22 protein-coding genes and 5 tRNA genes are annotated in these 25,344 nt (G+C 50.2%); 1 reads left to right on the top strand and 26 read right to left on the bottom strand.

From position 1 onward, the window contains the following. Positions 1-61 precede the first annotated feature (61 nt). The 15 genes from rpoC to Dvar_RS09810 form a co-directional block, all read right to left on the bottom strand. Positions 62-4,471 (bottom strand): DNA-directed RNA polymerase subunit beta', encoded by a 4,410-nt coding sequence (gene rpoC / locus Dvar_RS09880; protein ID WP_419661517.1) that lies wholly within the window; start codon positions 4,469-4,471, stop codon positions 62-64. Positions 4,472-4,538: 67 nt separating this feature from the next. Continuing rightward, positions 4,539-8,624, bottom strand: a complete 4,086-nt coding sequence (gene rpoB, locus Dvar_RS09875) for a DNA-directed RNA polymerase subunit beta (RefSeq protein ID WP_419661516.1) — start codon at positions 8,622-8,624, stop codon at positions 4,539-4,541. Between the two features lie 142 nt (positions 8,625-8,766). Then, entirely contained in the window at positions 8,767-9,147 is a 381-nt protein-coding gene (gene rplL / locus Dvar_RS09870) for a 50S ribosomal protein L7/L12 (RefSeq protein ID WP_419664093.1), read from the bottom strand. A 78-nt stretch (positions 9,148-9,225) separates the two neighbouring features. After that, entirely contained in the window at positions 9,226-9,756 is a 531-nt protein-coding gene (gene rplJ / locus Dvar_RS09865; RefSeq protein WP_419661515.1) for a 50S ribosomal protein L10, read from the bottom strand. A 308-nt stretch (positions 9,757-10,064) separates the two neighbouring features. Next, entirely contained in the window at positions 10,065-10,769 is a 705-nt protein-coding gene (rplA, locus tag Dvar_RS09860) for a 50S ribosomal protein L1 (RefSeq protein ID WP_419661514.1), read from the bottom strand. Positions 10,770-10,864: 95 nt separating this feature from the next. Then, positions 10,865-11,287: a 50S ribosomal protein L11 gene (gene rplK / locus Dvar_RS09855; protein ID WP_419661513.1), complete on the bottom strand. Its 423-nt coding sequence runs from the start codon at positions 11,285-11,287 to the stop codon at positions 10,865-10,867. A gap of 64 nt (positions 11,288-11,351) precedes the next feature. After that, on the bottom strand, positions 11,352-11,882 hold the full coding sequence (gene nusG, locus Dvar_RS09850; protein WP_419661512.1) for a transcription termination/antitermination protein NusG: 531 nt from the start codon (positions 11,880-11,882) through the stop codon (positions 11,352-11,354). A gap of 16 nt (positions 11,883-11,898) precedes the next feature. After that, positions 11,899-12,255, bottom strand: coding sequence for a preprotein translocase subunit SecE (secE, locus tag Dvar_RS09845; RefSeq protein WP_419661511.1), 357 nt, complete (start codon positions 12,253-12,255; stop codon positions 11,899-11,901). A gap of 85 nt (positions 12,256-12,340) precedes the next feature. Continuing rightward, positions 12,341-12,417 (bottom strand) — tRNA-Trp (locus tag Dvar_RS09840). Between the two features lie 29 nt (positions 12,418-12,446). Beyond that, entirely contained in the window at positions 12,447-12,596 is a 150-nt protein-coding gene (gene rpmG / locus Dvar_RS09835) for a 50S ribosomal protein L33 (RefSeq protein ID WP_419661510.1), read from the bottom strand. A gap of 21 nt (positions 12,597-12,617) precedes the next feature. Continuing rightward, positions 12,618-13,811, bottom strand: coding sequence for an elongation factor Tu (gene tuf / locus Dvar_RS09830; protein ID WP_419661508.1), 1,194 nt, complete (start codon positions 13,809-13,811; stop codon positions 12,618-12,620). A gap of 75 nt (positions 13,812-13,886) precedes the next feature. Then, positions 13,887-13,963 (bottom strand) — tRNA-Thr (locus Dvar_RS09825). Positions 13,964-14,027: 64 nt separating this feature from the next. Continuing rightward, positions 14,028-14,103, bottom strand: a tRNA-Gly gene (locus Dvar_RS09820). Positions 14,104-14,247: 144 nt separating this feature from the next. Then, positions 14,248-14,332 (bottom strand) — tRNA-Tyr (locus Dvar_RS09815). A gap of 23 nt (positions 14,333-14,355) precedes the next feature. Next, positions 14,356-14,428: transfer RNA gene (locus Dvar_RS09810), tRNA-Thr, on the bottom strand. A gap of 628 nt (positions 14,429-15,056) precedes the next feature. Here Dvar_RS09810 and Dvar_RS09805 point away from each other — a divergent pair. Beyond that, positions 15,057-16,847 (top strand): LysM peptidoglycan-binding domain-containing protein, encoded by a 1,791-nt coding sequence (locus Dvar_RS09805; RefSeq protein ID WP_419661507.1) that lies wholly within the window; start codon positions 15,057-15,059, stop codon positions 16,845-16,847. Positions 16,848-17,299: 452 nt separating this feature from the next. Here Dvar_RS09805 and Dvar_RS09800 read toward each other — a convergent pair whose 3' ends face one another. From Dvar_RS09800 to Dvar_RS09750, 11 genes are all read right to left on the bottom strand, one after another. Then, entirely contained in the window at positions 17,300-17,923 is a 624-nt protein-coding gene (locus tag Dvar_RS09800; RefSeq protein ID WP_419661505.1) for a sigma factor-like helix-turn-helix DNA-binding protein, read from the bottom strand. Between the two features lie 96 nt (positions 17,924-18,019). Continuing rightward, positions 18,020-19,168, bottom strand: a complete 1,149-nt coding sequence (locus tag Dvar_RS09795; RefSeq protein WP_419661504.1) for a phage portal protein — start codon at positions 19,166-19,168, stop codon at positions 18,020-18,022. Positions 19,169-19,216: 48 nt separating this feature from the next. After that, a complete protein-coding gene (locus tag Dvar_RS09790; RefSeq protein WP_419661503.1) occupies positions 19,217-20,959 on the bottom strand; it encodes a phage major capsid protein in 1,743 nt (580 codons plus the stop codon). Between the two features lie 146 nt (positions 20,960-21,105). Continuing rightward, complete coding sequence (locus Dvar_RS09785) at positions 21,106-22,725, bottom strand: terminase large subunit (RefSeq protein ID WP_419661502.1); 1,620 nt, start codon at positions 22,723-22,725, stop codon at positions 21,106-21,108. Between the two features lie 3 nt (positions 22,726-22,728). Further along, positions 22,729-23,073 carry a ParB N-terminal domain-containing protein gene (locus tag Dvar_RS09780; RefSeq protein WP_419661501.1) on the bottom strand — a complete coding sequence of 115 codons (345 nt, stop codon included), beginning with the start codon at positions 23,071-23,073 and terminating at the stop codon, positions 22,729-22,731. A 20-nt stretch (positions 23,074-23,093) separates the two neighbouring features. Next, positions 23,094-23,498, bottom strand: a complete 405-nt coding sequence (locus Dvar_RS09775; protein ID WP_419661500.1) for an HNH endonuclease signature motif containing protein — start codon at positions 23,496-23,498, stop codon at positions 23,094-23,096. Beyond that, positions 23,488-23,787 (bottom strand): hypothetical protein, encoded by a 300-nt coding sequence (locus Dvar_RS09770; RefSeq protein WP_419661499.1) that lies wholly within the window; start codon positions 23,785-23,787, stop codon positions 23,488-23,490. The genes Dvar_RS09775 and Dvar_RS09770 overlap by 11 nt, the downstream gene beginning before the upstream one ends. Next, complete coding sequence (locus tag Dvar_RS09765) at positions 23,784-24,026, bottom strand: hypothetical protein (protein WP_419661498.1); 243 nt, start codon at positions 24,024-24,026, stop codon at positions 23,784-23,786. The genes Dvar_RS09770 and Dvar_RS09765 overlap by 4 nt, the downstream gene beginning before the upstream one ends. A 15-nt stretch (positions 24,027-24,041) precedes the next feature. Then, positions 24,042-24,272: a hypothetical protein gene (locus Dvar_RS09760; protein WP_419661497.1), complete on the bottom strand. Its 231-nt coding sequence runs from the start codon at positions 24,270-24,272 to the stop codon at positions 24,042-24,044. Between the two features lie 269 nt (positions 24,273-24,541). After that, positions 24,542-25,075, bottom strand: a complete 534-nt coding sequence (locus Dvar_RS09755) for a hypothetical protein (RefSeq protein ID WP_419661496.1) — start codon at positions 25,073-25,075, stop codon at positions 24,542-24,544. A 15-nt stretch (positions 25,076-25,090) separates the two neighbouring features. Continuing rightward, positions 25,091-25,321: a hypothetical protein gene (locus Dvar_RS09750; RefSeq protein WP_419661495.1), complete on the bottom strand. Its 231-nt coding sequence runs from the start codon at positions 25,319-25,321 to the stop codon at positions 25,091-25,093. Positions 25,322-25,344: the final 23 nt, after the last annotated feature.

The raw sequence follows: 25,344 nt of genomic DNA, 5'->3' as shown, positions 1-25,344 counted from the left end.
TATTGTCAAGATGTTTTTTACTTCCGGCGAGATCACCATCCAAAAGCAGGTAGCCAAGTCGTCATTCCCTACCACTGGCACCCACGGATAAATCCCGGTATTCAATCACCCCTGTACCGGCGGGAATGATTCGCCCCATAATGACATTTTCCTTGAGGCCCCGCAGTCGATCTTCAGAACCGGCGATACTGGCATCGGTCAGCACCTTGGTTGTTTCCTGAAAAGATGCTGCAGAAATAAAGCTGTCCGTACTCAATGACGCTTTGGTAATGCCGAGGATCAATGGCTCGGCGATGGAGGGCTTGCCGCCTTTGGCGATAATCGCCTCGTTGGCTTCCTCGAACGTCGTTTTATCGACCTGCTCTTCGAGGATAAAATCCGTATCTCCAATATCCACCACTTTGACCCGCCGCATCATCTGGCGCACAATCACTTCGATATGCTTATCATTGATACGCACACCCTGCAGCCGGTATACTTCCTGAACTTCATCAACCAAATATTTGGCCAGCGCCACCTCGCCTTTAATTTTCAGGATGTCTTGGGGATTGGCGGCACCGCCAATGAGCGGTTCACCGGCACGAATATAATCCCCTTCGTAGACATTGATGTGTTTTCCCCGTGGAATCAGATATTCTTTCTTGTCTCCTACATCCACCGGAGAAATGGTGACGCGTTGTTTACCTTTTTTGGTGGCCTTGGAGATGGAAACATAACCGTCGATTTCACTTAAGACGGCCACTTCCTTTGGTTTGCGCACCTCAAACAGTTCGGCCACACGAGGAAGACCACCGGTAATATCCTTGGTTTTGGTCGTTGCTCGCGGTAGTTTGGCGATGATGTCGCCGGCTTTCACCGGATCTCCCTCTTCCACCATTACAATGGCATCCACCGGCAGCATATACCGGGCCATCCCCGACCCCTTGGGCAGTTTGGCCGTCTTACCGTCTTCTCCTTTGATGGAAATTCTGGGACGTTCTTCGGCTGTTTTGGATTCAATTACCGTACGGCTGGATTTGCCTGTCACCGGGTCCACTTTTTCCTGAATGGTTTTGCCCGGAATCAAGTCACCAAACTTGATCGATCCATCGACCTCGGTGATAATCGGCGTGGTGAATGGGTCCCAGACCGCCAAGAGATCACCGGGTTTTACCTCCTGTCCCTCCTGCACAACGATATGGGCGCCGTAAATGACCGGACACCGCTCACGTTCACGACCGGTTTCACCCACAACGGCAAACTCGCCTCCCCGGCGGTTCATGACAATCAATTCATTTTCGGCATTTCTGACCACGTTGAGATCGACGAATTTGATTTTACCCACTGTACGGGCGCGGATATCCGCCTGTTCAACCCGACGGCTGGCCGTACCACCAATATGAAATGTACGCATGGTCAACTGGGTTCCAGGCTCACCGATGGATTGAGCGGCAAGGATACCAACCGCCTGCCCCATTTCTACGGTCCGCCCATGGGCCAGGTCCCGTCCATAGCATTTGGCGCAGACACCGTGCTTGGTCCGGCAGGTCAACACGGATCGGATCAGCACGTTGGTCACACCGGCATTTTCAATTTTAAGCGCATCTTTCTCGTTGATTTCCTTGTTGGCACGAACAATCACTTCATCGGTAAACGGGTCCAGGATATCCTTTACCGTGGTCCGGCCGAGGATGCGCTCGCTCAGGCGCTGGATGACTTCGCCACCTTCGAGGAGCGGTTCAACCTCCACCCCCTGTGTCACCCCACAGTCGTCTTCAACCACGGCGCAGTCCTGCGCCACGTCGGCTAGACGCCGGGTCAGATAACCGGAGTTGGCGGTTTTCAGGGCAGTATCGGCAAGGCCTTTGCGCGCACCGTGAGTGGAAATAAAATACTGCAGTACCGACAGCCCCTCCCTGAAATTGGCCTGAATGGGGGTTTCGATAATTTCACCCGACGGTTTGGCCATCAATCCACGCATACCCGCCAACTGGCGCATCTGATCTTTACTACCCCGAGCGCCGGAATCGGCCATCATATAAATGGGATTGAAGCTTTCTGCCATCTGAGGTTGGCCGGATTCATCCAGACGCGGCATTCCATCTTTGTTGAGCAGTGGCTCGACTTTCATGGCCGCCATCATTTCATTGGCCACATCATCCGTGGCCTTGGCCCAAATGTCCACCACCTTGTTGTATTTTTCCCCCTGAGTAATCAGACCTTCCGTATATTGACGGCCAATTTCTGAGACTTGACTGTCGGCCCGCTGAAGGATGTCACTCTTCTTTTCCGGAATGATCATGGCATCAATGGAGATGGAGAGCCCTCCTTTGGTGGAATATTTGTAGCCGATGTCCTTTAACCGGTCGGCCAGAATGACCGTGGCCTTGGGACCCAAATTTCGATAGACGTAATCGACCAATCCACGCAGGGCACCCTTATCCATGACCTTGTTGATGACCTCAAAAGGTATTTCCGGTCGTCTTTCCATCACTTGAAAGAGGTGATGCCCCGACCGCGTGGTGATCACCTCTGACAGCTCATTTAAAGCAAGCGTGAACAACTGGGCAGCCTGGTCAGCGTCGGATTCGAACAGAAGCAGGACCTCTTCCTTCTTGAGCAGACCAATTTCTCCGTCATTTTCTTTATCCAGGCTTTCTGAATAGGTTTCAACCAGCTCCGTAAAATCGTCACCATCGGCCGCCGCCGCTCTAACCGTGGCCATGGTTTTCTCGTCCCCCACCATGATATGTCGCAAGCGAACCACTTCATCCTTGGGCATAATCTCCCATAACAACACCCGCCCCACCGTGGTTTCCACCCGCTCTTTGCCGATGCGCACCACAATGTTGGCATGTAGATCGATCGCCCGACCATCATAAGCAGCACGCACTTCTTCAGGCTTGGAGAAAATCTTTCCTTCGCCGCGCATACCGTCTTTACCGCGGGTCATATAGTACAACCCCAGCACGATGTCCTGGCTGGGCACAATGATCGGACTGCCATTGGCCGGGGAAAGGATGTTGTTGCTGGACAGCATCAGCACCCGCGCTTCGATCTGCGACTCAACGGACAAGGGGACATGCACCGCCATCTGGTCGCCGTCAAAGTCGGCATTAAAGGCGGTACAGACCAGTGGATGTAACTGGATCGCCTTGCCCTCGATCAAGGTGGGTTCAAACGCTTGAATCCCCAGTCGATGCAATGTCGGTGCGCGGTTGAGCATGACCGGATACTCTTTTACCACCTCGTCCAGCGTATCCCATACTTCCGGCACCTCGCGTTCGACCATTTTCTTGGCACTTTTTACCGTGGAAACCAGCCCTTTTTGTTCCAGCCGATAGTAGACAAACGGCTTGAACAACTCCAAAGCCATTTTTTTAGGCAGGCCACATTGGTGCAGCCTTAAGTTCGGGCCGACGGTGATGACCGTACGACCGGAATAATCCACACGTTTGCCCAGCAGGTTCTGACGGAACCGACCTTGTTTCCCTTTAAGGGTATCGCTAAGCGATTTGAGGGGGCGTTTATTGGTTCCCGTGATCACCCGGCCGTGCCGCCCGTTGTCAAACAGAACGTCAACGGACTCCTGAAGCATACGCTTTTCATTGCGCACGATGATCTCCGGCGCCTTCAGATCCATCAGTCGTTTAAGCCGGTTATTACGATTGATCACCCGACGGTAAAGATCGTTGAGATCCGAGGTGGCAAATCGTCCCCCCTCAAGGGGAACCAACGGTCGAAGGTCCGGCGGCAGCACAGGGATAACATCCATGATCATCCAAACCGGCTCCAGCCCCGAACGCATAAAGGCATCGACAATTTTCAGCCGCTTGGATAATTTTTGACGTTTGGCCACGGAGTTGGTCGCCCGAATGTCCTTGCGCAGTTCCTGGTAAAGCTCATCCAGTTCGATATTCTCCAGCATGGCCTTAACCGCTTCGGCCCCAATGCCCGCTTCGAATTTTCCAAATCCATAGGTATCGATGGCTTCCTGATACTTGTCGTCGGACAAGAGCTGGCCACGCGTCAGCGCGGTGTCTTTTGGATCAATGACAATATATGAATCGAAATAGAGAACCTTCTCCATGTTCTTCAGCGTAATATCGAGAAGGTTACCGATCTTGCTGGGCAGACTTTTGAGAAACCAGATATGCGAAACCGGCGTCGCCAGCTCGATATGGCCCATGCGCTCCCGTCGCACTTTGGACTGAATGACTTCGACACCACACTTCTCGCAGATGACACCGCGATGCTTCATGCGTTTATATTTGCCGCAATTACACTCATAATCCTTGGTAGGGCCAAAGATTTTGGCACAGAACAACCCGTCGCGTTCCGGTTTGAAGGTCCGGTAATTGATGGTCTCCGGCTTTTTTATTTCGCCGTGAGACCACTGCCGAATCTGGTCAGAGGACGCCAGGGACACCTTGACGCCGGTATACCGTCGGGGATCTGTTGGTTTGGAGAAAAAATCATATAATGTTTCCATATCGTCTTCCTTTAAGGCCTTGAGGATGATGATTCGAAAGTCGCTACACCCGCCGGATTCAGTTCAGTTAGTCTTCCAGCAGGGTGACATCCAGCCCCAAACTCTGGAGCTCTTTGGTAAGTACTTTGAACGATTCAGGAATACCAGGTTCCAAAACGTTCTGGCCCTTAACGATTTTCTCATACATCCGCGTCCGACCGGCCATATCGTCTGATTTAACCGTCAGAAACTCCTGAAGTGCATGGGCGGCACCATAGGCCTCCATGGCCCAAACTTCCATTTCACCCAATCGCTGACCACCGAATTGCGCCTTGCCACCAAGTGGTTGTTGGGTCACCAACGAATAGGGACCAATGGACCGGGCGTGAATTTTGTCGTCGACCAAATGGTGAAGCTTAAGCATATACATCGTACCAACCGTGATTTTCTCCTTAAAGGCCTCTCCCGTGTGACCGTCGTAAAGGGTTGTCTGTCCCGTTGGACTGACCTCGGCTTCGTTCAGCAACCGTTTTATCTCCTCTTCTTTGGCACCATCAAAGACCGGTGTGGCCATGTGCACACCATTTTTATAGAAGGAAGCGAATTCGGTTGTTTCATTGTCATCCAATGAACTCGGGTCCTCAATGGCCTCCCCGAAAATATTACTCAGTTTCTGGCGCAGCATCTGGACATTGTTTTCTTCCAGCAAGGCATTGAGTTGATCCCCCAACCCCTTGGCGGCCCGACCCAGGTGAATTTCCAGAATCTGACCCACATTCATACGCGACGGAACACCGAGCGGATTCAGCACCATATCAACCGGACGACCATCGGCAAAATAGGGCATATCCTCAATCGGTAGAATCCTGGAGACAACCCCCTTGTTGCCGTGCCGGCCGGCCATCTTGTCGCCCACGGAAAGTTTGCGTTTCATGGCCACATACACCTTGACCATTTTGATGACCCCCGGTGGCAACTCGTCGCCTTTCTCAAAACGTCCGAGGCGATGTTCAAACTCTTCCTGACAGCGATCCACCTGCTCATGGTAAATGTCCAGAACCTGATGGACCGTTTCGGTAGATGCTGGATCATCAAAAAGCAGCCCCTCAAGATCGGCAATCGGAATGTCCGCCAAACTCCCCGGTTGGATAACGGTATTCTTGGCCAAGTAGATGGTCTTGCCTTTTTTCAGCGGCGCCGAACATTGCTGCCCATCCAGCAGTCGCTCCAGCTGGGACCGCACACTGTGGCCGATAATTTTGATTTCATCATTCTTGTTTTTCTCCATGGCAGCCATTTCAGCCGCCTCGATGCTATGGGTCCGTTCATCTTTTTCGACCCCGCGCCTGGAGAATATCTTGGCATCGATAACAATACCTTCGACACCCGGTGGCACACGCAGTGACGTGTCTTTCACATCACCGGCTTTTTCACCGAAAATCGCACGAAGCAATTTTTCTTCCGGCGACAATTGGGTTTCGCCTTTGGGGGTAATTTTACCGACCAGGATATCACCCTGCTTGACTTCGGCCCCCAAGCGAATAATTCCGCTGTCATCAAGATTTCTAAGCGCTTCTTCGCCGACATTGGGTATATCCCGGGTCACCTCTTCCTTGCCCAGTTTCGTATCCCTGGCGACCACTTCGAACTCTTCAATATGAACCGATGTATAGACCCCATCTCTCACCAAGCGTTCGCTAACCAAGATGGAATCTTCAAAGTTGTATCCCCCCCAGGGCATAAACGCCACGGTGACGTTTTTTCCCAGGGCGAGCTCACCCTGCTCGGTGGCCGGTCCGTCGGCGATAATCTCGCCAGCCTCGACGAATTGTCCTTTTTTTACAATCGGACGCTGGTTAAAGCAGGTATTCTGATTGGACCGAACGAATTTTAATAGGTTGTAAATGGTCACCGGTCGATCCGTACTCTCGTCCGAAGAATCGTGTTTCAAGACGATCCGCGATGCATCCACATCCACAACCTGACCGTCCCTTTTGGCAACGATGGTGACCCCGGAGTCCTTGGCCACCACCCCTTCGATTCCGGTTCCCACCAGCGGCGCCTCGGCTTTGATCAGGGGAACCGCCTGGCGCTGCATGTTGGACCCCATCAAGGCCCGGTTGGCGTCATCATTTTCCAAAAAAGGAATCAGCGATGCCGAGACGCTCACCAACTGGTTGGGCGAAATATCCATCAGCTCGATCTGTTCCCGATCGACCATCATGAATTCACCGGCAACACGGGAGGTAACCGTTGGATTGATGTACGTGTTGCCCTCATCAAGGGGCGCATTGGCCTGCGCGATGGGATGATCTTTCTCTTCAAAAGCGCTCAGGAATTTAACATCTTTGGATACGTGAGCATTTTCCACGACACGATACGGCGTTTCAATAAAGCCGAAATCGTTTACCTTAGCATAAGTGGAAAGCGAAACAATCAGTCCGATATTCGGTCCTTCCGGTGTTTCAATGGGACAAATGCGGCCATAGTGAGACGGGTGGACATCGCGAACTTCAAAACCGGCACGTTCTCGTGTCAAACCGCCAGGTCCCAATGCACTCAGACGCCGTTTGTGGGTGGTTTCGGACAGTGGATTGGTTTTGTCCATAAACTGGCTGAGCTGGCTGGTACCGAAAAATTCCTTGACCACCGCCGATACCGGTTTGGGATTTACCAGATCATGCGGCATTAGTGCATCGACCTCTTGCAGGCTCATGCGCTCCTTGATGGCCCGCTCCATACGAACCAGGCCGATTCGGTACTGGTTTTCCAGCAATTCACCAACCGCACGCACGCGCCTGTTGCCCAAATGATCAATGTCATCCACCACCCCTTGGGTATCGCGAAGCTCAACCAGGGTTTTGGCCGTCAACAAGATGTCCTCTTTGCGCAGGGTTCTGACATTAACCGGCGTATCAATGCCCAAGCGCAAGTTGATCTTGAGCCGCCCGACGCCGGACAGATCGTAGTAGGCAGATTTGAAGAAGAGGTGGTCCAGAAAATCCTGGGCCACTTCCGGGGTGGCCGGGTTCCCCGGGCGAAGCAGCCGGTAGATTTCGATCAGGGCTTCTTCCTTGTTGGCGACTTTATCAAGAAGCAAGGTCTTTCGAATCGAATCACTGCTTGATGCGCCGTCAATAAATAAAATTTCGAATTCATTGATGCCGGCATCTTCAAGTTTTTTCAGCAGGGTCTCGTCAATCTCGTCATTGGCACCGGCCAACACTTCACCGGTCTCTGGATCGGTGATGGAGAAAGCAATCGCCTTTTCGAGGATATCTTCTCGTTCAATGGGCACATGGGTAAAATTGCCGGACGTCATCTGCCGCAAGGCACGTTGGGTAAACATGCGCCCTTTTTTCACCAAGACATCGCCACTTTCCGGGTCAATGACATCTTTCGTGGCCCGCGTGCCTTTTAACAGGTCAGGCGCAAACTCCCGGTGGTACGCGTTGTTCTCAAGGCTAATCTTGACCGTTTTATAGAAATAACTGAGCAGGTCCTCTATGGTGTATCCAAATGCTTTGAATAGTACCGTAACAGGGAACTTTCGACGGCGATCGATTCGAATGTAGACGATATCTTTGGGATCAATTTCCAAATCGATCCATGATCCCCGAACGGGGATTATCCGAGAGCTGTAAATAATTTTGCCGCTTGAATGGCTCTTGCCTTTATCATGGTCGAAAAAGACGCCCGATGAACGATGCAATTGGCTGACAACCACCCGCTCGGTACCGTTGATGATAAATGTTCCCTTTTCAGTCATCAGCGGGATGGTGCCAAAATAAATTTCCTGCTCCTTGATGTCTCTTATGTTTGATACGCCCGTATCCTTATCTGTGTCATAAACCACCAGTCTGACGGTAATGCGAACCGGCAGCTCGTAAGTCATGCCACGGTGGACACATTCTTCTTCACTATGCTTGATTTCAGCAAATCGATAAGACACAAACTCCAGAGAAGCACTCCCCGTGAAATCCTTGATTGGAAACACGGATTTGAAAACCGCCTGCAAACCGATATCCTCCCTTTTTTCGGGAGCGATATTCATTTGCAGAAATCGCTGGTATGAATCCCGCTGCATACCTATCAGGTCAGGGATTTCTACAATTTTTTTTATTTTGCCAAAGCTTTTTCGAATTCTCTTGTTCGCCGTTGGTCTTTTCGACATGGCTACTCCGATAGAAATATTTTGGAATATGAAAATGGGATCAAAGGATAAAGATCCTTTGCACCCCATTTTCAGATTCAATGCTTTTTATAATAAAAAAAGTATTTTATTTTGGATCCTATTGGTTTATTGCAGGTTTTGCTTACTTCAACTCAACTTGCGCACCGGCCTCTTCGAGTTGTGCTTTGATTTTTTCCGCCTCTTCCTTGGGCACGCCCTCTTTCACCGGTTTGGGCGCTTCGTCGACCAGTGCCTTGGCTTCCTTCAGACCCAGACCGGTAATCGCGCGGACTTCCTTGATTACAGCGATCTTCTTGTCGCCGGCGGTGGTCAGAACAACATCGAATTCGTTTTTCTCTTCGGCAGCCTCACCCGCACCAGCATCCCCGGCAGGTCCGCCAGCCATCATGGCCACAGGGGCTGCGGCAGAGACACCAAACTTTTCTTCCATCTCCTTTACCATCTCAGAGAGTTCGAGAACGGACATGTTTGCAATAAATTCAATAACATCTTCTTTTGTAATATCAGCCATTGGGTATAATTCCTCCAGTTTTACTAAGTAGTGGTCCTCGTGTACCAATTTCGATTAAAGTTGGGTAAATCAGCCTTCTGCTTCTGCTTCTTTTTTGTCCTTGATCGCTTGAATGACGTTGACCATGCGCCGGGGCACATCGCTCAAAGCGGTGACCAAAGCGGTCGGCACTGCATTCATCGCCGAAAGCACCTGGGCAAGCAGGACTTCCCGGGACGGAAGCGCGGAAAGTGCCTTAATGCCATTAACATCAATCATCTTCCCATTAAGCACACCGACTTTGATTTCGAATTTGTCGTTTTCCTTTACAAATTCGGTCAACACTTTTGCCGGGGCAACGGGATCACCATTGCTTAACGCGACGGCACTCGGACCTTTGAATTGATCTTTGATCAACGCGACGTCATTACTTTCCGAAGCACGTACAAGCAGGGAGTTCTTAACCACTTGATACTCAGCGTCAGCTTCCCTGAGTTTTCGTCTTAGTGCGTTCATTGATGCGACGTCAAGCCCCTTGTAATCCGTCAGAATTACAATCGAGGACTTTTTAAAGCGCGCTTCAAGGTCTTCAGCGATCCTCTTTTTTTCTGTGATATCCAATGTCTGTCTACACCCCCTTCCTTTAATCTGCAAAAACCGGAGGACACATCATGGCATCGTTTGCTGCGAGATCCCTGACCACACAATCTATCGTTCACTAAAATGATAAATGCTGCTGGCAGGGCCTATCAGGCTCGCTAACGCCGTCTCGGCAGGCCGGCATAACCGATTATACACGTCAAGCCCTAAATTTTAACGGGCCTTTGTGAACCTACAGTCTTTGACAGTGTTATGATACAGGCGATTTAATCGCCTGTAGATTAAACTGATTGATGACCAAATATAATTCAAAAAGGACGATAACCCTCTTATTTCACTAAATCTTTAACCAACGCGGTGTCAATTTTTATACCGGGTCCCATGGTCGTGGAGACGGCAATCGCTTTCAGGTAGGTTCCTTTGCTGGAGGATGGTTTCAGTTTCATGATGGTTTCGAGAAAGGCCGCAATATTCTCTACTATCTTTTGTGATCCAAAGGAGACTTTTCCCATCGGTGCATGAACGATTCCTGCTTTTTCCACACGGAATTCGATCTTTCCGGCTTTCAGTTCCTGAACGGTTTTGGCGACATCAAATGTAACGGTGCCTGTCTTGGCATTGGGCATCAATCCTCGGGGACCAAGGAGCCGTCCTATTTTTCCCACAGTGCCCATCATGTCAGGCGTGGCAATGGCCTTGTCAAACCCAAACCAGCCTTCTTTAATCTTTTCGACCAAGTCCTCATTGCCAACAAACTCGGCACCCGCTTCTTTGGCTTCCATTTCTTTTTCGCCTTTAGCAAAAACAAGGACTTTGACTTCCTTACCCAGCCCGTTGGGAAGGATAACGGTTCCACGGACCATTTGATCAGCATGCCGCGGATCAACGCCAAGACGGACAGCAACGTCAACGGTTTCATCGAATTTCGCATAAGAAGAGGAGATGGCAGCATCAATCGCTTCGTTGAAATCGTAACGCTTGGTGGAGTCAATTTTTTTTGATGATTCTTTATATTTTTTCCCACGCTTCGGCATTTTAACATTTACTCCTTGGTAATTAATAAGCTTGGTGCCTTCGTCTTGCTGCGATCTCGAGTGTCAGAACCGACGATCAGGCTTTAACCGGATAGTTAACCAACCTCAATTCCCATGCTTCTGGCTGTACCCTGAATGATTTTACAGGCAGCTGCCAGATCATTGGCATTCAGGTCTTCCATTTTGATTTTTGCAATCTCTTCAACCTGAGCCATACTCACTTTGCCCACTCGATCTCGTTTGGGATCACCTGCGCCCTTGGCGATTTTTGCGGCTTTTTTCAACAACACGGCTGCCGGCGGTGTTTTTGTAATAAAGGTAAACGAACGATCCTGAAAAACGGTAATGACCACAGGAATGATCATACCTGCATCGTTTGCGGTTCGCGCATTAAATGCCTTGCAGAAATCCATGATATTGACACCATGTTGGCCAAGTGCCGGACCAATGGGTGGAGATGGATTCGCCTTGCCTGCTTCAACCTGAAGCTTTATCTGTGCCATTACCTTTTTTGCCATTTTTCGATCGATTCCTCTACAATTCTGTTATTGATTACTTGACGGTAAACCGCTGCCACCGTTGTTAAAGCTTCGTTACCTGAACAAAATCCAGCTCCACCGGTGTCGATCGTCCAAAGATGCTCACCAGCACCTTGATCTTTCCCTTTTCGGGGTTGACCTCTTCAACGGTACCGTTGAAATTGGTAAACGGTCCGTCGATAACGCGAATCTCATCGCCGGGTTCAAAAAAATACTTGGGCTGCGGCTGATTTTTACCTGCTTCCATTCGATTGAGAATGGTGTTGGCTTCGTCATCGGAAATCGGGGTGGGTTTTTCCCTGCCCCCCAGAAATCCAGTAACTTTCGGCGTATTGTTCACAATATGCCAGGTCTCGTCATCAAGGTGCATTCTGACCAATAAATAACCGGGATAGAATTTCCTCGACGATGTCCGGCGTTTGCCCTTTACCAGCTCAACAACCTCCTCGGTGGGAACGAGGACTTCGTCAAACTTGTCCGGGTTGGGTGAAGTTGCGATCTTTTCCTCTAAAGAGGCTTTCACCTTATTCTCGAATCCGGAATAGACGTGAACAATGTACCATTTTTTTGCCACTATGATCGCTCCTGCATTATTGCAGTACTGCTCGGATGAGACCGGAAAGGCCGAAGTCGACAATGCCCAAAAACAAGGAAATGATCGCCACGATTACCAGTACCACCGCTGTCGATCCGATGGTCTGCTTCTTGGACGGCCAAGTCACCTTTTTCAGTTCAACCTTGACTTCACGGAGAAATTGGATGGACTTGTCGAAGATGTTCTTTTCCTTGGCAACCGTAGACTTGCTAACCGGAGTATACGGTTTTTTGATGGCCGGTGGCGAACTGCCTTTTACAGCAGATGTATTCCCATCCCGGCTGGCCCCATCCTCAGACTGCGATTTCTTTTGTTTTTTACTCGGATCTTTTTTTCGAAGTAACCGTCCCATTATACCCCGTTTTTATCAACGGTAGATAGTCGGAGCCTCTTTCAGCCTCAATTTGACATGGCTGCAGCCGATTCCATCAAAAATTTGGCAGGCCAGGAGGGATTCGAACCCCCAACACCCGGATTTGGAGTCCGATGCTCTACCAATTCGAGCTACTGGCCTGCAACGTTTACGCCCGCCTGACAATGTGCTTATTTGGTTTCTTTGTGCGGTGTATGCTTTTTGCAGAATCGGCAATACTTGCTGAACTCCAGTTTATCAGGCGTTGTACGCTTGTTTTTCGTGGTTGTATAGTTTCTGCGCTTACACTCAGTGCAGGCCAGTGTTATAATGACTCTCACTTGATGGCACTCCTTGGAAGACTATTCGATTATTTCGCTGACAACGCCGGCACCGACCGTACGTCCACCTTCGCGAATGGCGAACCGCAATTCTTTCTCCATGGCAATCGGCGTAATCAACTCCGCCGTGATCGCCACGTTATCCCCAGGCATCACCATCTCGACGCCTTCCGGCAGGTCCAACACACCGGTAACGTCCGTCGTCCGGAAATAAAACTGCGGACGGTAACCATTGAAAAACGGTGTATGGCGGCCACCCTCTTCCTTGCTCAGAATATACGCCTCGGCCTTGAACTTCGTATGCGGGGTAATCGACCCCGGCGCCGATACCACCTGACCGCGCTCTACCTCATCACGCTTGGTACCACGCAGCAGGACGCCGATGTTGTCGCCCGCCTGACCTTCATCGAGCAGTTTGCGGAACATCTCAACACCCGTGCACACCGTCTTTGTCGTCTCGCGGATACCGACGATCTCCACATTGTCGCCCACATGGATGATACCGCGCTCCACACGACCCGTCACAACCGTTCCACGACCGGAAATACTGAAAACGTCTTCGATCGGCATCAAGAACGGTTTGTCAATATCGCGCTCCGGCTCCGGAATGTAGCTGTCGATCGCGTCCAGCAGCTCGAAGATGCACTTGGCATCATCGGCGTCCGGATCATCACACTCCAGGGCCTTCAAGGCACTGCCGCGGATAATCGGCGTGTCGTCGCCCGGAAATTCGTATTTGTCCAGAAGCTCGCGAAGCTCAAGCTCCACCAGCTCGATCAGCTCCTCGTCATCCACCATGTCGCATTTGTTCAGAAACACGATGATACGCGGGACACCAACCTGACGGGCCAACAGGATATGCTCACGGGTTTGCGGCATCGGACCGTCATCCGCACCAACCACCAGAATCGCACCGTCCATCTGAGCCGCGCCGGTGATCATGTTCTTGATATAGTCCGCGTGGCCCGGGCAGTCCACATGCGCGTAATGCCGGGTCGCCGTCTGATACTCAACGTGCGCCGTTGCAATCGTGATCCCGCGCTCTTTCTCTTCCGGCGCCTTGTCAATCTGATCAAAGGGGATAAAATCCGCCATGCCCTTCAGACCACTCAGCTTTGTGATCGCTGCCGTCAGGGTCGTCTTGCCATGGTCAATGTGACCGATGGTCCCTACGTTTACATGCGGCTTCGTCCTCTCAAATTTTTCCTTCGCCATTTTAAAAACCTCCCATGAATGGACAATTTCTGGCTAGACTATATTTATTTAATTATGTAGAAAGCGGGTTAAAAATGGAGCCCACGATCGGAATTGAACCGATGAACCTCTTCCTTACCAAGGAAGCGCTCTACCGACTGAGCTACGTGGGCTTTATGGTCGTAACAGCAAAAAGAACGAAAAATGGCAGGCAGAAAAGATCGGCGTTTTCAGCATTGGAGCGGGAGACGAGGCTCGAACTCGCGACATTCAGCTTGGAAGGCTGAAGCTCTACCAACTGAGCTACTCCCGCTTTCACTAAAAAAAACATAAACCAACTAACGCGTCTCTGTTTGCGTGTGCCACATCTAATATAGTGGCAGCAAACAAGCAAGCCATGTAGTTAAATATCGATCTTATTGCATTAAGTGATCTCCTACATTAACTTACCCAAAATTGGTGGTGGGGGGAGGATTTGAACCTCCGAAGGCATCGCCGACAGATTTACAGTCTGTTCCCTTTGACCACTCGGGAACCCCACCTTATTAGCAGCTGTTGACACTGAAGCCAGCGGAGGGACTCGAACCCCCGACCCACTGATTACAAATCAGTAGCTCTACCAACTGAGCTACGCTGGCAAACGCGGTTCTAAAAGAACGAATCAATCAACTGGCCGTTAAGCCCCGAACCAGACTGATTGATTGAAACGACGCTTTTTACACCTCTCATTTTTTTTTTTCAAGCAAAAAATTCAATTGCCCACTTTTTTTTTTATCGCAACGGCCGATAAATGTTAGGACAACGTTCGCTTAGAGGCGTCGCATAAAAATTACGGTACGGTTTGGGTAAGTAATCTTGGTGTAACCCTTAACACTTGATAATAAAAGCTTATACTATTGCCTTATCGTCATAAAATCAACAGGTAATCTATGGTAACGTGAATATTTGGATTTTTTTTGGACATTGGCGGCGTCTTCAGTAGCGGATCGGTCATCCAACGCTGGATCTGGAATGTGACGCTTGAATTACTCGTCACAGGCAACGGCCCTGCCTTGACTATAAACGATCCTGCCTCTACAATAGATGTGGCCAATGTGTAGAAATCATTTAATGATAAAGATTTACAACAATACATCGGCAATGTCCCATCGCCGATCAATAATCAAAAAAGAGGGTGATGCATTGTCCCGACAAATGAAAATGAATCGTTTATTCGTCGTTGTTTGCGTGTCTTTGATTGTATTGTCCGGATGCGCACATCAAACTGTGGACGAATCCATATCAACCCAAAATGGTCTCGAGCCAGCCCTGAACGAGGCAACCATTGCGCCCAATGCCGTCGACACTTATGCGGCAGTACCTATCCCCCATCAACCATTGCCGATGGGTGATGGCAATGAAATAGCGCTCGCCAGCTTGCCGCAACCGCCGATTATCTTTGACCACGTGACACCCAATGAAACGGCGGATCAAAACAGCGCCCCGATTACCGAGCACGGTCTATCCACTCACGAGATACAGCAACGTCTGGATGAAGCATTGGTGTTTTGTGAATCCTCACAGGAGTTCTGGCAAAAGGGAGAGTTAGAAAGCGCGTTGGAAGCCCTGGATAAAGCTTACAGTTTAATCTTGGATGTTACCGCCGACGGTCCCTCCAATCTGGTTCAGCAAAAAGAGGATTTACGATTTCTGATTTCCAAACGCATCCTTGAGATTTATGCGTCGCGGAATATTGTTGTCAATGGTAATCACAATGCCATTCCGCGTGAAATCAACACCAATGTTGAAAAAGAAATCAAGCTGTTTACAACAGGGCCGGAACGCCGCTATTTCATCGCATCCTACCAGCGTGCGGGTAAATATCGGCCCATGATTCTTGAGAAGTTGGCGGCAGCAGGCCTACCGGAAGAATTGTCCTGGCTGCCTCTGATTGAAAGTGGATTTAAAGTCAAGGCTTTATCGCGGGCCCGGGCGCTTGGGTTATGGCAGTTTATTCCGTCTACGGGCTATAAATTTGGCCTGAAAAGAAATCAATATATTGACGAACGGATTGATTTTGAAAAATCAACTGACGCGGCCATTGCCTACTTAAAAGAATTGCATAATATTTTTGGCGATTGGGCAACGGTTTTGGCGGCCTATAACTGTGGTGAAGGGCGTGTGCTGCATGTCATCCGAACCCAAAAAATTAATTACCTTGATAATTTCTGGGATTTGTTTGGCCGTTTGCCCTATGAAACAGCTAGATATGTCCCCCGTTTCCTGGCCGCATTGCACATTATTGAAAACCCGGAAATGTATGGTCTATCCAACATAGAGCCATTCCCTCCTCTGGATTTTGAAACCGTTAGTGTCCATCGTCAGGTTCACCTGAAAGACTTGGTCGCTCCCCTTGGAACGTCTTTGGAAATTCTCAAAGAACTCAATCCCGAGCTTCGCTACAGCGTGTTGCCACCCGATAAATATGCTGTCAGGGTGCCTTCGGGCAAAGAGGAATTGTTGCTGGCATCCATTGACCAGGTGCCGGTTTCATCCCCTCCCCAACCCGCATTTGTTTATCATCGCGTCAGGAAAGGAGAAACGCTCTCCTCCATCGCCCACCGTTATAACAGCAGTGTTAAAAAAATCATGTGGGCCAACAACATGAGAAGGTCCAGCTATATTGTGGCCGGCCGTAAAATAAAGATACCGCAACGGGTCATACAGGCTCAGGCTGGAAATTCCTCAAATCAAACATGGAATCGCAGGCATGTCGTCAAAAGAGGAGATTCCCTGTGGAATCTTGCCAATCGATATGGCACGACAACACAAAGCATTCAGGAAATCAATGGCCTTTCAACAACCCGCTTGTGGATCAATCAGGTCCTGAAAGTGCCTTCCGCTCAGGATCAAGCCAAGCAATCCAACAAGGGATCCGGCACGTATTACGTCCAACGTGGCGACAGCCCGTATCTCATCGCCCGTCGACATAACATCTCGCTCAATCATTTCCTTGAGATAAACAACCTAACCTCGCGTAGCACCATTTACCCGGGACAAAAGGTAAAAACCGAATAGGCAAACAGCGCTACGGGCCTTTTGCGGCATCTTTCTTGGAAGGTCGTGAAAAATACTTGCAAAGACAAAAAGATTGGCCTAATACAGCTTCATTCTTTTCTCTGGTAATGATTCCAGCCGGATGAATGAAAGGCCGCCTGAGCGCCTTTTACAATCCAACAATCCAAACGCCCCCGTAGCTCAGTGGATAGAGCAATGGATTCCTAAACCATATCTGAAGCAATTTCAAAGGGTTGAGTAACTTTTTCAGAGTATCTCAACCCTTTTTTATTCCTACATTTTTCTATCTTTTAATGGGCTGTTCGTCTAAATCCAGAACGTATACTTTTATATACTTTTTTCCTGTTCTACGCCGTTTTATGATTCCCGGAGTACCCCCAGGAGTACCCCCGGCATGGCCTAAAAAAAAGCCCCAGGTATCACCCAGGGCTTGTGCTCCACGCTTTTTATTTTTAGGCGCAAGCGGACGCCGGCTCCTCATGTTCGAATAAACAAGCGTACCGGTCTGTCATGCGTTTGACTCGGCTGTGAACTATATTTGGAGAAAGGTTGAACATCCTGGCAATTTCGGCCTGGCTGAATCCGAAAACATGCGCCAGCAAAAACCATTTTTGGTCATCAGTGAACCGCCCGGCCTTAACCGCCTTCAACCCGGCCCGTCTTGATTCCATGGCATCAACAAGCTTGCCCACCTGTTCAATCGCCTGTTTGTAAATGGTTGAAATCGAATTTTCTTTGACACCATATTTATCGGCCAAAATGGAAACCGGCATCCGGTTGAAAAACCGATCCACAAAAACCTGTGTTTTTCTGAGGGTTAAATCATCGGTGTTGAATTCTATGGCATCGTCATTGGAAAAATCATCAGCGGATTTTTGTACTTTTCCACTGTCTTTGAATTTAGTCTCGGTCAGTTCGGAAAAATGAACTTCGCCACGTTTTGGATAACAGACAATATGGTCTGGATAATGCCGTTCCATCACCCGGTTTTCAGACCATAAAATACGCTCTACCTCTTTGCATGGCCGCCGGCATCGGTCTCTTTTCTGGCAATCTTCACAAATGGCGTGTTGCATAAACGCTCCTATGGTGGGTTGTTGGGAAGGGGTGCCGGCCATGGCCCTGCACAAACCATGGCCGGCGTAATGGAGAGTTCACCAGGCTCCCCACCACTATGAAGACGGCGAGCCAACTATATCGCCGCCTTCAATTCGGTTCATATTTTCAGCCGCCCGGATTTCATTGACGGTCAGGAATCCGGCCCGCTTTCCGATCTCGTACGCTTCATATCTGGATTTGGTGTCACCGCGCAGAAGGTCAGCGGTCAGATACTCTGCAAAATATCGTTTCTTTTCATCTTGGGTCAGAAGGGCCTTAAAAACGGCTTGCTCGATACGGGTCAACCAAGGGCGTAGGGTATGGGTCAAAAAAGATCGATTTTGCTCGGTGACGTTGCTGTATGTGCTGCGTTCGTAATCCATGACCAGATTCAGGGGCACCCGGAATATTCTGGCAATCTCCACCACGGAAAACTTCGCGCTATCGATCATTTGGGAATCTTCAGGTGATATGCCCACGGCCTGCCATTTCATGTCACCGCCGAGAATCGCGGTCTTATGGGCTTTTCCGGACCCCTGGAAACCTCTATTCCATGAATCCCGCAACACTTCGGACTGTTCCTTCGATACCGCGTGGGCTAATGTCAGAATCCCATCAGGTGCCGCACCGTTCTTGAAAAACTTGGCCGAATATTCACGTACTGAAATGGCACTCCCGAAGGTATCCCGGCATATCGCCAGTGGGCTATACCCGATAATGCCATCGGACGATAAGCCGCGGATATGCAAAATGTCAGATGATCGGTATTTCCGCTCAGTGCCTTCGGTCTGGTAGGTATAAATCAAATCCCGGTCTTTGAGTTCAACGGTCATGCACCCCGGGTGCAAGGGCCACAGGGCAACCACATCGCCGGCATCGCGTTCGATGTATGCAAAGGCATTACCACGGAGCGCCAGGTGACCGGCCATCATTTCCCAAAGCTCTGAAGCGGTCATCAGCGGGTTGGGAATGTCATGCAGGAGTTGATAGAGGGAAAAGCCCCTTGCACGCCGCCGGTCGTTATCTTCCAGCCGTTCGTAAACAATCAGCGGTAGGCTTGCAATGGATTCAGCCAGCACGCGGACACAGGCAAAAACCGCCGGAATACCCATGACCGATTCATCGGTGACGCGGGCGCCGCTGTCTGTTTCCCGTTCCTTGTGAAATGCGTCATAGCTGCCCCAGGAACCGCGCTTGCGCTTCAGAAAGTCGAAAAATCCCATAAACACCTCATGAAGAAAGGGGCGGTCACCCGCCCCGTATTTACCGGATTAAGCTCTTTCTGCCAGACCGACACACCAGCTTAGGGTATCACCGTTGCGAGGTGTCAAAACGCTGTCCCAGACTCCCATACCGTCAAAGCGTACCAGCACGCGGTAGCTCATGAGGTCTTGAGTCCATCCGGGAATGTTGGATTTTTCCAGCCGCATATCGCGCCTAAGACCTATGGCGTATTGGCTCAGATCGACAAAAATAAGGTCGTTGGCATCGCCCACGGTCGGCAGATTCGAACTAAAAAGCACGGGCCTGCCAAATAACGTTGGTTGGCCATTGTAGTCTTTGAAGACAGGCAAGACTTGCCCGGTATCGCCAGTGGGAACATAAAGGCTCATCAAACTCGGGATGCACGTTTCATTTGCAATCCACACAGCCTTGGATCGGCCCGCCGGGTACATCCGGGCAAACATTTTGGCCGCGTTTTCAAAAACGATTGAATCGGCCGCCTGGTCCGTTTCTTTGGCAACAGAAATCAGCGAGTCATGGTTCAAGATCCCCAATGGTTGCGCAACACCAGTGCCACGCAGGAAATGATAATCCATTCCCAGGGACAGAGACGTTTTCATGGCCCTTTCAAGCTGGGATTCGAAACCGGTTCCGTCTTCGCGTAGCTCGTTGCTTATGTCCACGAAAATGGCGCCCTTGTTGGCCCGCATCAGGACGGTTCTCAGCTTGCCTTTTTGCTTGGTGCCTTCCTGCGTCTCGCCCAAGAATTCCATGGCAAAACCACCAAAAAAATCACCGCCGGAAAGGTCGGACGTATCCCAGCCGATCACGTCAATGGTGCCGGAGGTCATCGGCCAAACCTGTGCACGGGGCCTGATGATTTCATTGGGCAGGGATTCATCCAGCCACTTGGCTGCAACCGGTTCGGGAACGGCCAGACCACCATCAGCACCTACGCCGCTGGTCATGGTATCGCGGAACCGCTGGATCTCGGCTTCATCAATCTGGATTTCCCGGCCCTGGTTGAACATCCCGGCGTATGAACGGTCAGCAACCGGCCCGCCCGAAACATTCAGAATGTTTCGATCGTTCTTTTTATCCAGGGTGGGCTGGAAGGCGTCGCCACGCTTCTGCAGGTCGTCTTTTCCGGCCTGTGCCAGCTCAAGGGCTTCAATCCGGGTATCATACCCACGGATTTCACCCTTCAGGGTTTCAAACCGCTGGTTCGCCGCGTCGTCAAGGTTTTCGGTCATGGCCAGCTCGGTAAGTTCATCGACGGCCCGTTTTTTCGCCTTCAAAATATCGTTTAAATCCATGGATCTGTTTTCCTTTCGAATCGGTTTAAAGATCGATCTGCCAATACCCGCCGCAGGATCGGCACCGGCCGCGACAAGGCTACATTCGTATGGTTGCCATTTGGTCACCAAGAAACCATTGGCAGTCCGCTTTCTTGATTTGACGAAATACCCCACTGACAGATTGCGAAGTATCCCCCCTTGGATGTCTTCCCATATTTCTTCTTTTGTGGAAGATATTCGAAGTACTCCTTTGAGTTTTCCGTCAATTACTTCCAGCTTTTCAACCACGCCTACCGGGAGTTGACGTGAATCATGGGAAGTAATAAGGGGAAGCGGTGCGCGTGAAAGGTCTACTGCTTCAGGATCGTGGGAAAGTACTTCTTCACCATCATAGCGTTTTACCGGGTAGGTTGTTGATAAGGTGGCATCGATGGTGCGCTGATCGGCATCGCGGACATTGCCGACTTCAATCTGAAATGTTCGTTTTTTCATGTCGGTCCTTCCAAAAATAGAAAAAGGGCGCGTGCGATGGGTGCGGCCCCGCACGGCCCTTTTCCAACTTATACCAAGCAACAGCTCTCTAATTATTCAGCGTCATACCACATGTTTAGAAAACTTGTCAAGACAACTTTACAAATCTATATCCAGACGATTGATGGTTCAACTTTTTGTGCTGCGTTCCGGATAGCACCGTCCAGGGCCATGACCGCAGCCACGGCCACGTCTATCTTTTCCGCTGATTTTTTCTTGCTGAATTTGATGTTTCCGGCGGCATCGGTCTCGGCAATGACATTACCCAGGCACCACTTAATGACCGGATTGTCTGGGTATGCTATCTTGCGTTCTAAAATCAATTTTTCCAGCTCTTTAGACGGTGGGCTCATCGATGCGAACCCTTGACCAAATTCAAGTACCGTCATTCCGGCCTCGGTAAGGTCGTTGACAACTCGAGACGCACCCCAGCGGTCAAAGGCGATTGCTTGCAGGTCATACAGCTGCGCCAGGTCGTCTATCTTGGCCAGAATCGGCCCGTAATCTATCACTGAACCGGCCACGGGCTCAATATGGCCTTGCTTTTGCCATACATCATAGGGCACCCGGTCTTCTTTGCTGCGCCGCCGGATGCTATCAGAAGGCACCCAGGCGAAAGGAATCACATAAAAGGGCTCATGGTCTTCAACCGGTGGGAAGCACAGCACCAAGGCGGTCAAATCCTGAGTGCTGGACAAATCCAGACCGCCATAGCACGGTCGGCCGGCCAGATCGGGGAAATCAGCCAGGGCACAGGCATCGATGTCAACAGTGTTGAGGAAACGCGCTTCAGCGTCTACCCGCTGATTCAAATACAGGTTTCGAAAAGTCGCTTCCTTGGTCGGCATCCGTTTGGCCTGTTCCGCAAACTGTTTCATTTCGGGGAAAGACCGGAAATCACCCAAGGCAGGGTTACAAGCCTTCCAGACCTTTTCGTCCCAGGGATCGGCATCATCGGGCGCCGCGTAGATCGTCGCGTGGAAGGCTGGATCCGGTGGCAGGGTGCCGTCATTGATTGAAACGCCGTAGTCCACCAACTCGGACATGATATGATGTGGATTCGGGCTTTGCGTGCTGATAACGATCATCAGCGGTTCGGCCCTGGCGCCGGTACCGGTCGTCAGATTGTCGTACAGCTCCCGGTCTTTGGCCTGTGCTAATTCATCGTAAATCATGAACGATGGGCTCAGACCGTGGGCTTTGCGTGCATCGGCGCTCATTGCCTTATAAACACTGCCTGTTTGATAATCAGTGATCTGTCGGTAAAAGCTCTGAATGTGACACCGTTCCTCAAATTCGGGGATAGCCAGGATAATGGCTTCCATTTCTTTGAAGATGATAGCGGCCTGTTCACGGTCTGCCGCTGCGCTGTAACATTGGCCGCGTTGCTCGGCTTCTGGGCCCAGAAGGTGGCAAAGAGCCAAGGCCGCCGCCAGCGCAGACTTGCCGTTTTTGCGAGGCATCGTTATCAAGGCGGTACGGACGATGCGCTTTTTACGCACCGTCCGGTACATGGCCCGGATTATTTTTTTCTGCCAGGGGCGAAGCCTGAGGGACTTGCCAGCATGGACGCCGGCGGTGATCGGCAGGGACTCGATGAACTTGATCACCCGGCTTGCCCGGTTCAGTTTCGGATTGTCCCAGGGGAAGCCATCGGGATAATAGGGTCCACTGTGTTGGTTGGCTGCAAATTTCGCCGCTGCGCTCTTTGGTCCGCGTTTACCCATTTTTCACTCTTCAAAAAGGTTCAGCTGCGTCTGGGTGGACTTATGATGGCGCAACAAATTGTTTGATATAACATACTCAACCGGGTCCATGCCGCCTTCCCACTCTCGCGCCCAAACATCGACGCCGAGTTCTCTACATGCCCGGTACCGTTCCTTACCGTCCAGAATTTTGCCTTGGTAAAGAATTATTGGTTCAATTAGCCCATGCCTCCAAATATCAGCCTTGAACCCTTTGTAAGTATCCCCGTCCATCGGTGGTATGAGTTCGCTAATCGGGTGTGGCTTCAAATCATCGGCCAGCTTGAAACAACCCATTGCCTTAAAACGTTTTAGTCGATTTTCGACCATTGTTTTCCTTTCATTGAAAATTAACTCACGATTTGGATGCCAGCCCGGTGCCAAGCGCTGGCTTGCTGATGATTTTCACGCCTCAGACGCGCCTCACGCGCCGTTTTACGTTGATGGCATGACCGGCACAGGCTTTGAACGTTATCTTCAGACAGTGGCGCTCCACCGTCCTTCAGTTCCACGATATGATCGACAATAGCCATGGGTACCAGCCGCCCTTCTTTCTGGCATTGCTCACAAAGAGGGTGTTTTCTCCGATACCATACCCTGAATCGTTTCCACGCCGTTGAATTGTAAAAGGGGTCGGTCTCCTTCTTGGTGCCCGGCCTCGATGCTGGCTGGTGAGCCAGGCAGTATGCGCTGCCCGGCTCGGCCAGGTTGGGACATGGATAGGCTGCACAGTATCGGCGTGGTTTACTTGGCACGATAAACCCTCAAGCATGAAGGGCAATGGTGGGTCTTTTCGTCAATGGCGTCGAGCATCACCCCACACTTTGGGCAGGTCTCGAAATCAAGCATTGGATTTTCGGTGATCAGGCCGTCATTACTGCCGACACCCTTTTGGTGCAGTATCCGCTGCACGCCATCTTCAAGGTTACGAACCGTCTTCAATAATTCGAAAAGCTGTTTGTCGTGGTCCATCACAATCTGGCTCAGCGTTGCGCTATCGATTACCGGGGTGTTTTCCGTCACCTGTTTTGCATCTTCGTTCATGACCCCTCCTTAATTACCATTTCAGCAAGCTCATCGATTCTTTCAACATTTGCCTGGAATTTCTTTTCCACGCTTTTGGAAATGTCATCGATAATGTGGGCGATACCGAGGAGGTCTTCTTCCCCTGGATCAAAGTCCTCGTGCAATGCTGCGAAGGAAAGGGCATGTGCCAACCCCTTCAGCTTCAGTGCGTCCTCACTTTCCATCATGCCTTTGCCAACTTCTTCTAATCTTTTCATGCCCTGCTCCTTTCATCAGTTGTTGAGTTCATGCCGAAGACATTCTTCAGCAAAGCTGATCGCCTTCTCCTGATCGACCGCGCCCCAATTGGTTCGAAGTTTTGCGGCATCGATGTATTTCACCAAGAGTTCAGCACGGGTCTGCTGTTCGACTGTGGCGTTGCCATTGGTGAATTTACCAGTGCCGAGACCTTTGATAAAATTGATCTCGTTTTTGGTTGTCCATGAATGGTCTTTTTGGATCATTAAACGCTCCTTTTCGTTGTTGGTTGATGGGTCGAAAATGGGGTCAAAATCGACCGATGCTGGTTTTTGATGCTTTTTTTGGTTTTTTTTTGGGGGTACTGCGGGAAGATCTTTAAGATAGTATCGTTTTCGATACCGGTTAGCCGAACACTCGTTTTCAATGAACCCTTGTTTTTAGCGGCTTTGGCTTTTCTCATCGATCCCCGTTTTGTCTAACTGGTATCGTTTTTGATACTGGTTAACTGTTTAACCGGTATCGATTTCGATACTTATAATTGTTTTTGATCTGCCCAGTATTTTTGGAACCCACGGTCCATTCGGTTGTCTTTCTGCCTTGGCTTGCGTGGCGGGATTGTTGATTTTTTTGTTTCAGGATCGAATTCACGCCATCTGTCATCAATGAGGTATGTCGTTGAGTCGCCTTCACCATTTGCCGGTTTTCTTCCGCCCTTCCCCATATGGGTGATGTCGATAAAACCTTTCGTTTGAAGTTCATCGATAGCATTTCGAAATTGCACCCGGCTTATTCCGTTTTCCTTGGCGACGCTGTACGCATACTTTATTTTTCCGTTGTTGTTGCAGACCCACTTTTTTCTCTTGCCGCCGTCTCTTGTTTGTTCAGATCCCGCCTTTGCCATCCAACGCTTGCACATGAAGTCCATAAGCACGAGCAGTGAGACTCTTGATAGACTCCTAAATGCGGGAGACCGGATCATTTCCTTGCGAAGATAAACCTTGGTCTCGTCTTCATAGTTCGGGTCAAGCTCCGCAAATTCGTTGCTGCCTTTTCTTGGCTTCGCCATCGTCGCCAGATATCCCTAAACCGCAGTTTCAACGCACAAAGACTCAAGAAAGGCCTGGCCATCATCGACGGCATAAAGGGCTTTGCCAGCAATCTTATAAAAACGGCAGCCCTTGCCCTTTGACCGGTGAATCTCCAAGGTCTTCTTTGCAATGCCGGTCTGCTCCGCAAAAGCATCCGTTGACATGAATTCCCGCCCGCCGATGGTGACATCACCCTTCAGTTTGAATTTGACTTCGTTTCCCATTGAAGTATCTCCTTTCGTGTGTA

Source organism: Desulfosarcina variabilis str. Montpellier, assembly GCF_048565275.1.
GTDB lineage: Bacteria > Desulfobacterota > Desulfobacteria > Desulfobacterales > Desulfosarcinaceae > Desulfosarcina > Desulfosarcina variabilis.
The sequence above is the reverse complement of the archived record's forward strand: the minus strand, read 5'-3'. Positions and strand labels throughout refer to the sequence as shown.

Bases quoted from the DNA above. Each gene is read 5' to 3' on its own strand.
- rpoC (WP_419661517.1), bottom strand. From the start codon at position 4,471: ATGGAAACATTATATGATTTTTTCTCCAAACCAACAGATCCCCGACGG.
- rpoB (WP_419661516.1), bottom strand. From the start codon at position 8,624: ATGTCGAAAAGACCAACGGCGAACAAGAGAATTCGAAAAAGCTTTGGC.
- rplA (WP_419661514.1), bottom strand. From the start codon at position 10,769: ATGCCGAAGCGTGGGAAAAAATATAAAGAATCATCAAAAAAAATTGAC.
- rplK (WP_419661513.1), bottom strand. From the start codon at position 11,287: ATGGCAAAAAAGGTAATGGCACAGATAAAGCTTCAGGTTGAAGCAGGC.
- secE (WP_419661511.1), bottom strand. From the start codon at position 12,255: ATGGGACGGTTACTTCGAAAAAAAGATCCGAGTAAAAAACAAAAGAAA.
- tuf (WP_419661508.1), bottom strand. From the start codon at position 13,811: ATGGCGAAGGAAAAATTTGAGAGGACGAAGCCGCATGTAAACGTAGGG.
- Dvar_RS09800 (WP_419661505.1), bottom strand. From the start codon at position 17,923: ATGCAACACGCCATTTGTGAAGATTGCCAGAAAAGAGACCGATGCCGG.
- Dvar_RS09795 (WP_419661504.1), bottom strand. From the start codon at position 19,168: ATGGGATTTTTCGACTTTCTGAAGCGCAAGCGCGGTTCCTGGGGCAGC.
- Dvar_RS09790 (WP_419661503.1), bottom strand. From the start codon at position 20,959: ATGAAAAAACGAACATTTCAGATTGAAGTCGGCAATGTCCGCGATGCC.
- Dvar_RS09785 (WP_419661502.1), bottom strand. From the start codon at position 22,725: ATGGGTAAACGCGGACCAAAGAGCGCAGCGGCGAAATTTGCAGCCAAC.
- Dvar_RS09780 (WP_419661501.1), bottom strand. From the start codon at position 23,073: ATGGTCGAAAATCGACTAAAACGTTTTAAGGCAATGGGTTGTTTCAAG.
- Dvar_RS09770 (WP_419661499.1), bottom strand. From the start codon at position 23,787: ATGAACGAAGATGCAAAACAGGTGACGGAAAACACCCCGGTAATCGAT.
- Dvar_RS09765 (WP_419661498.1), bottom strand. From the start codon at position 24,026: ATGAAAAGATTAGAAGAAGTTGGCAAAGGCATGATGGAAAGTGAGGAC.
- Dvar_RS09760 (WP_419661497.1), bottom strand. From the start codon at position 24,272: ATGATCCAAAAAGACCATTCATGGACAACCAAAAACGAGATCAATTTT.
- Dvar_RS09755 (WP_419661496.1), bottom strand. From the start codon at position 25,075: ATGGCGAAGCCAAGAAAAGGCAGCAACGAATTTGCGGAGCTTGACCCG.
- Dvar_RS09750 (WP_419661495.1), bottom strand. From the start codon at position 25,321: ATGGGAAACGAAGTCAAATTCAAACTGAAGGGTGATGTCACCATCGGC.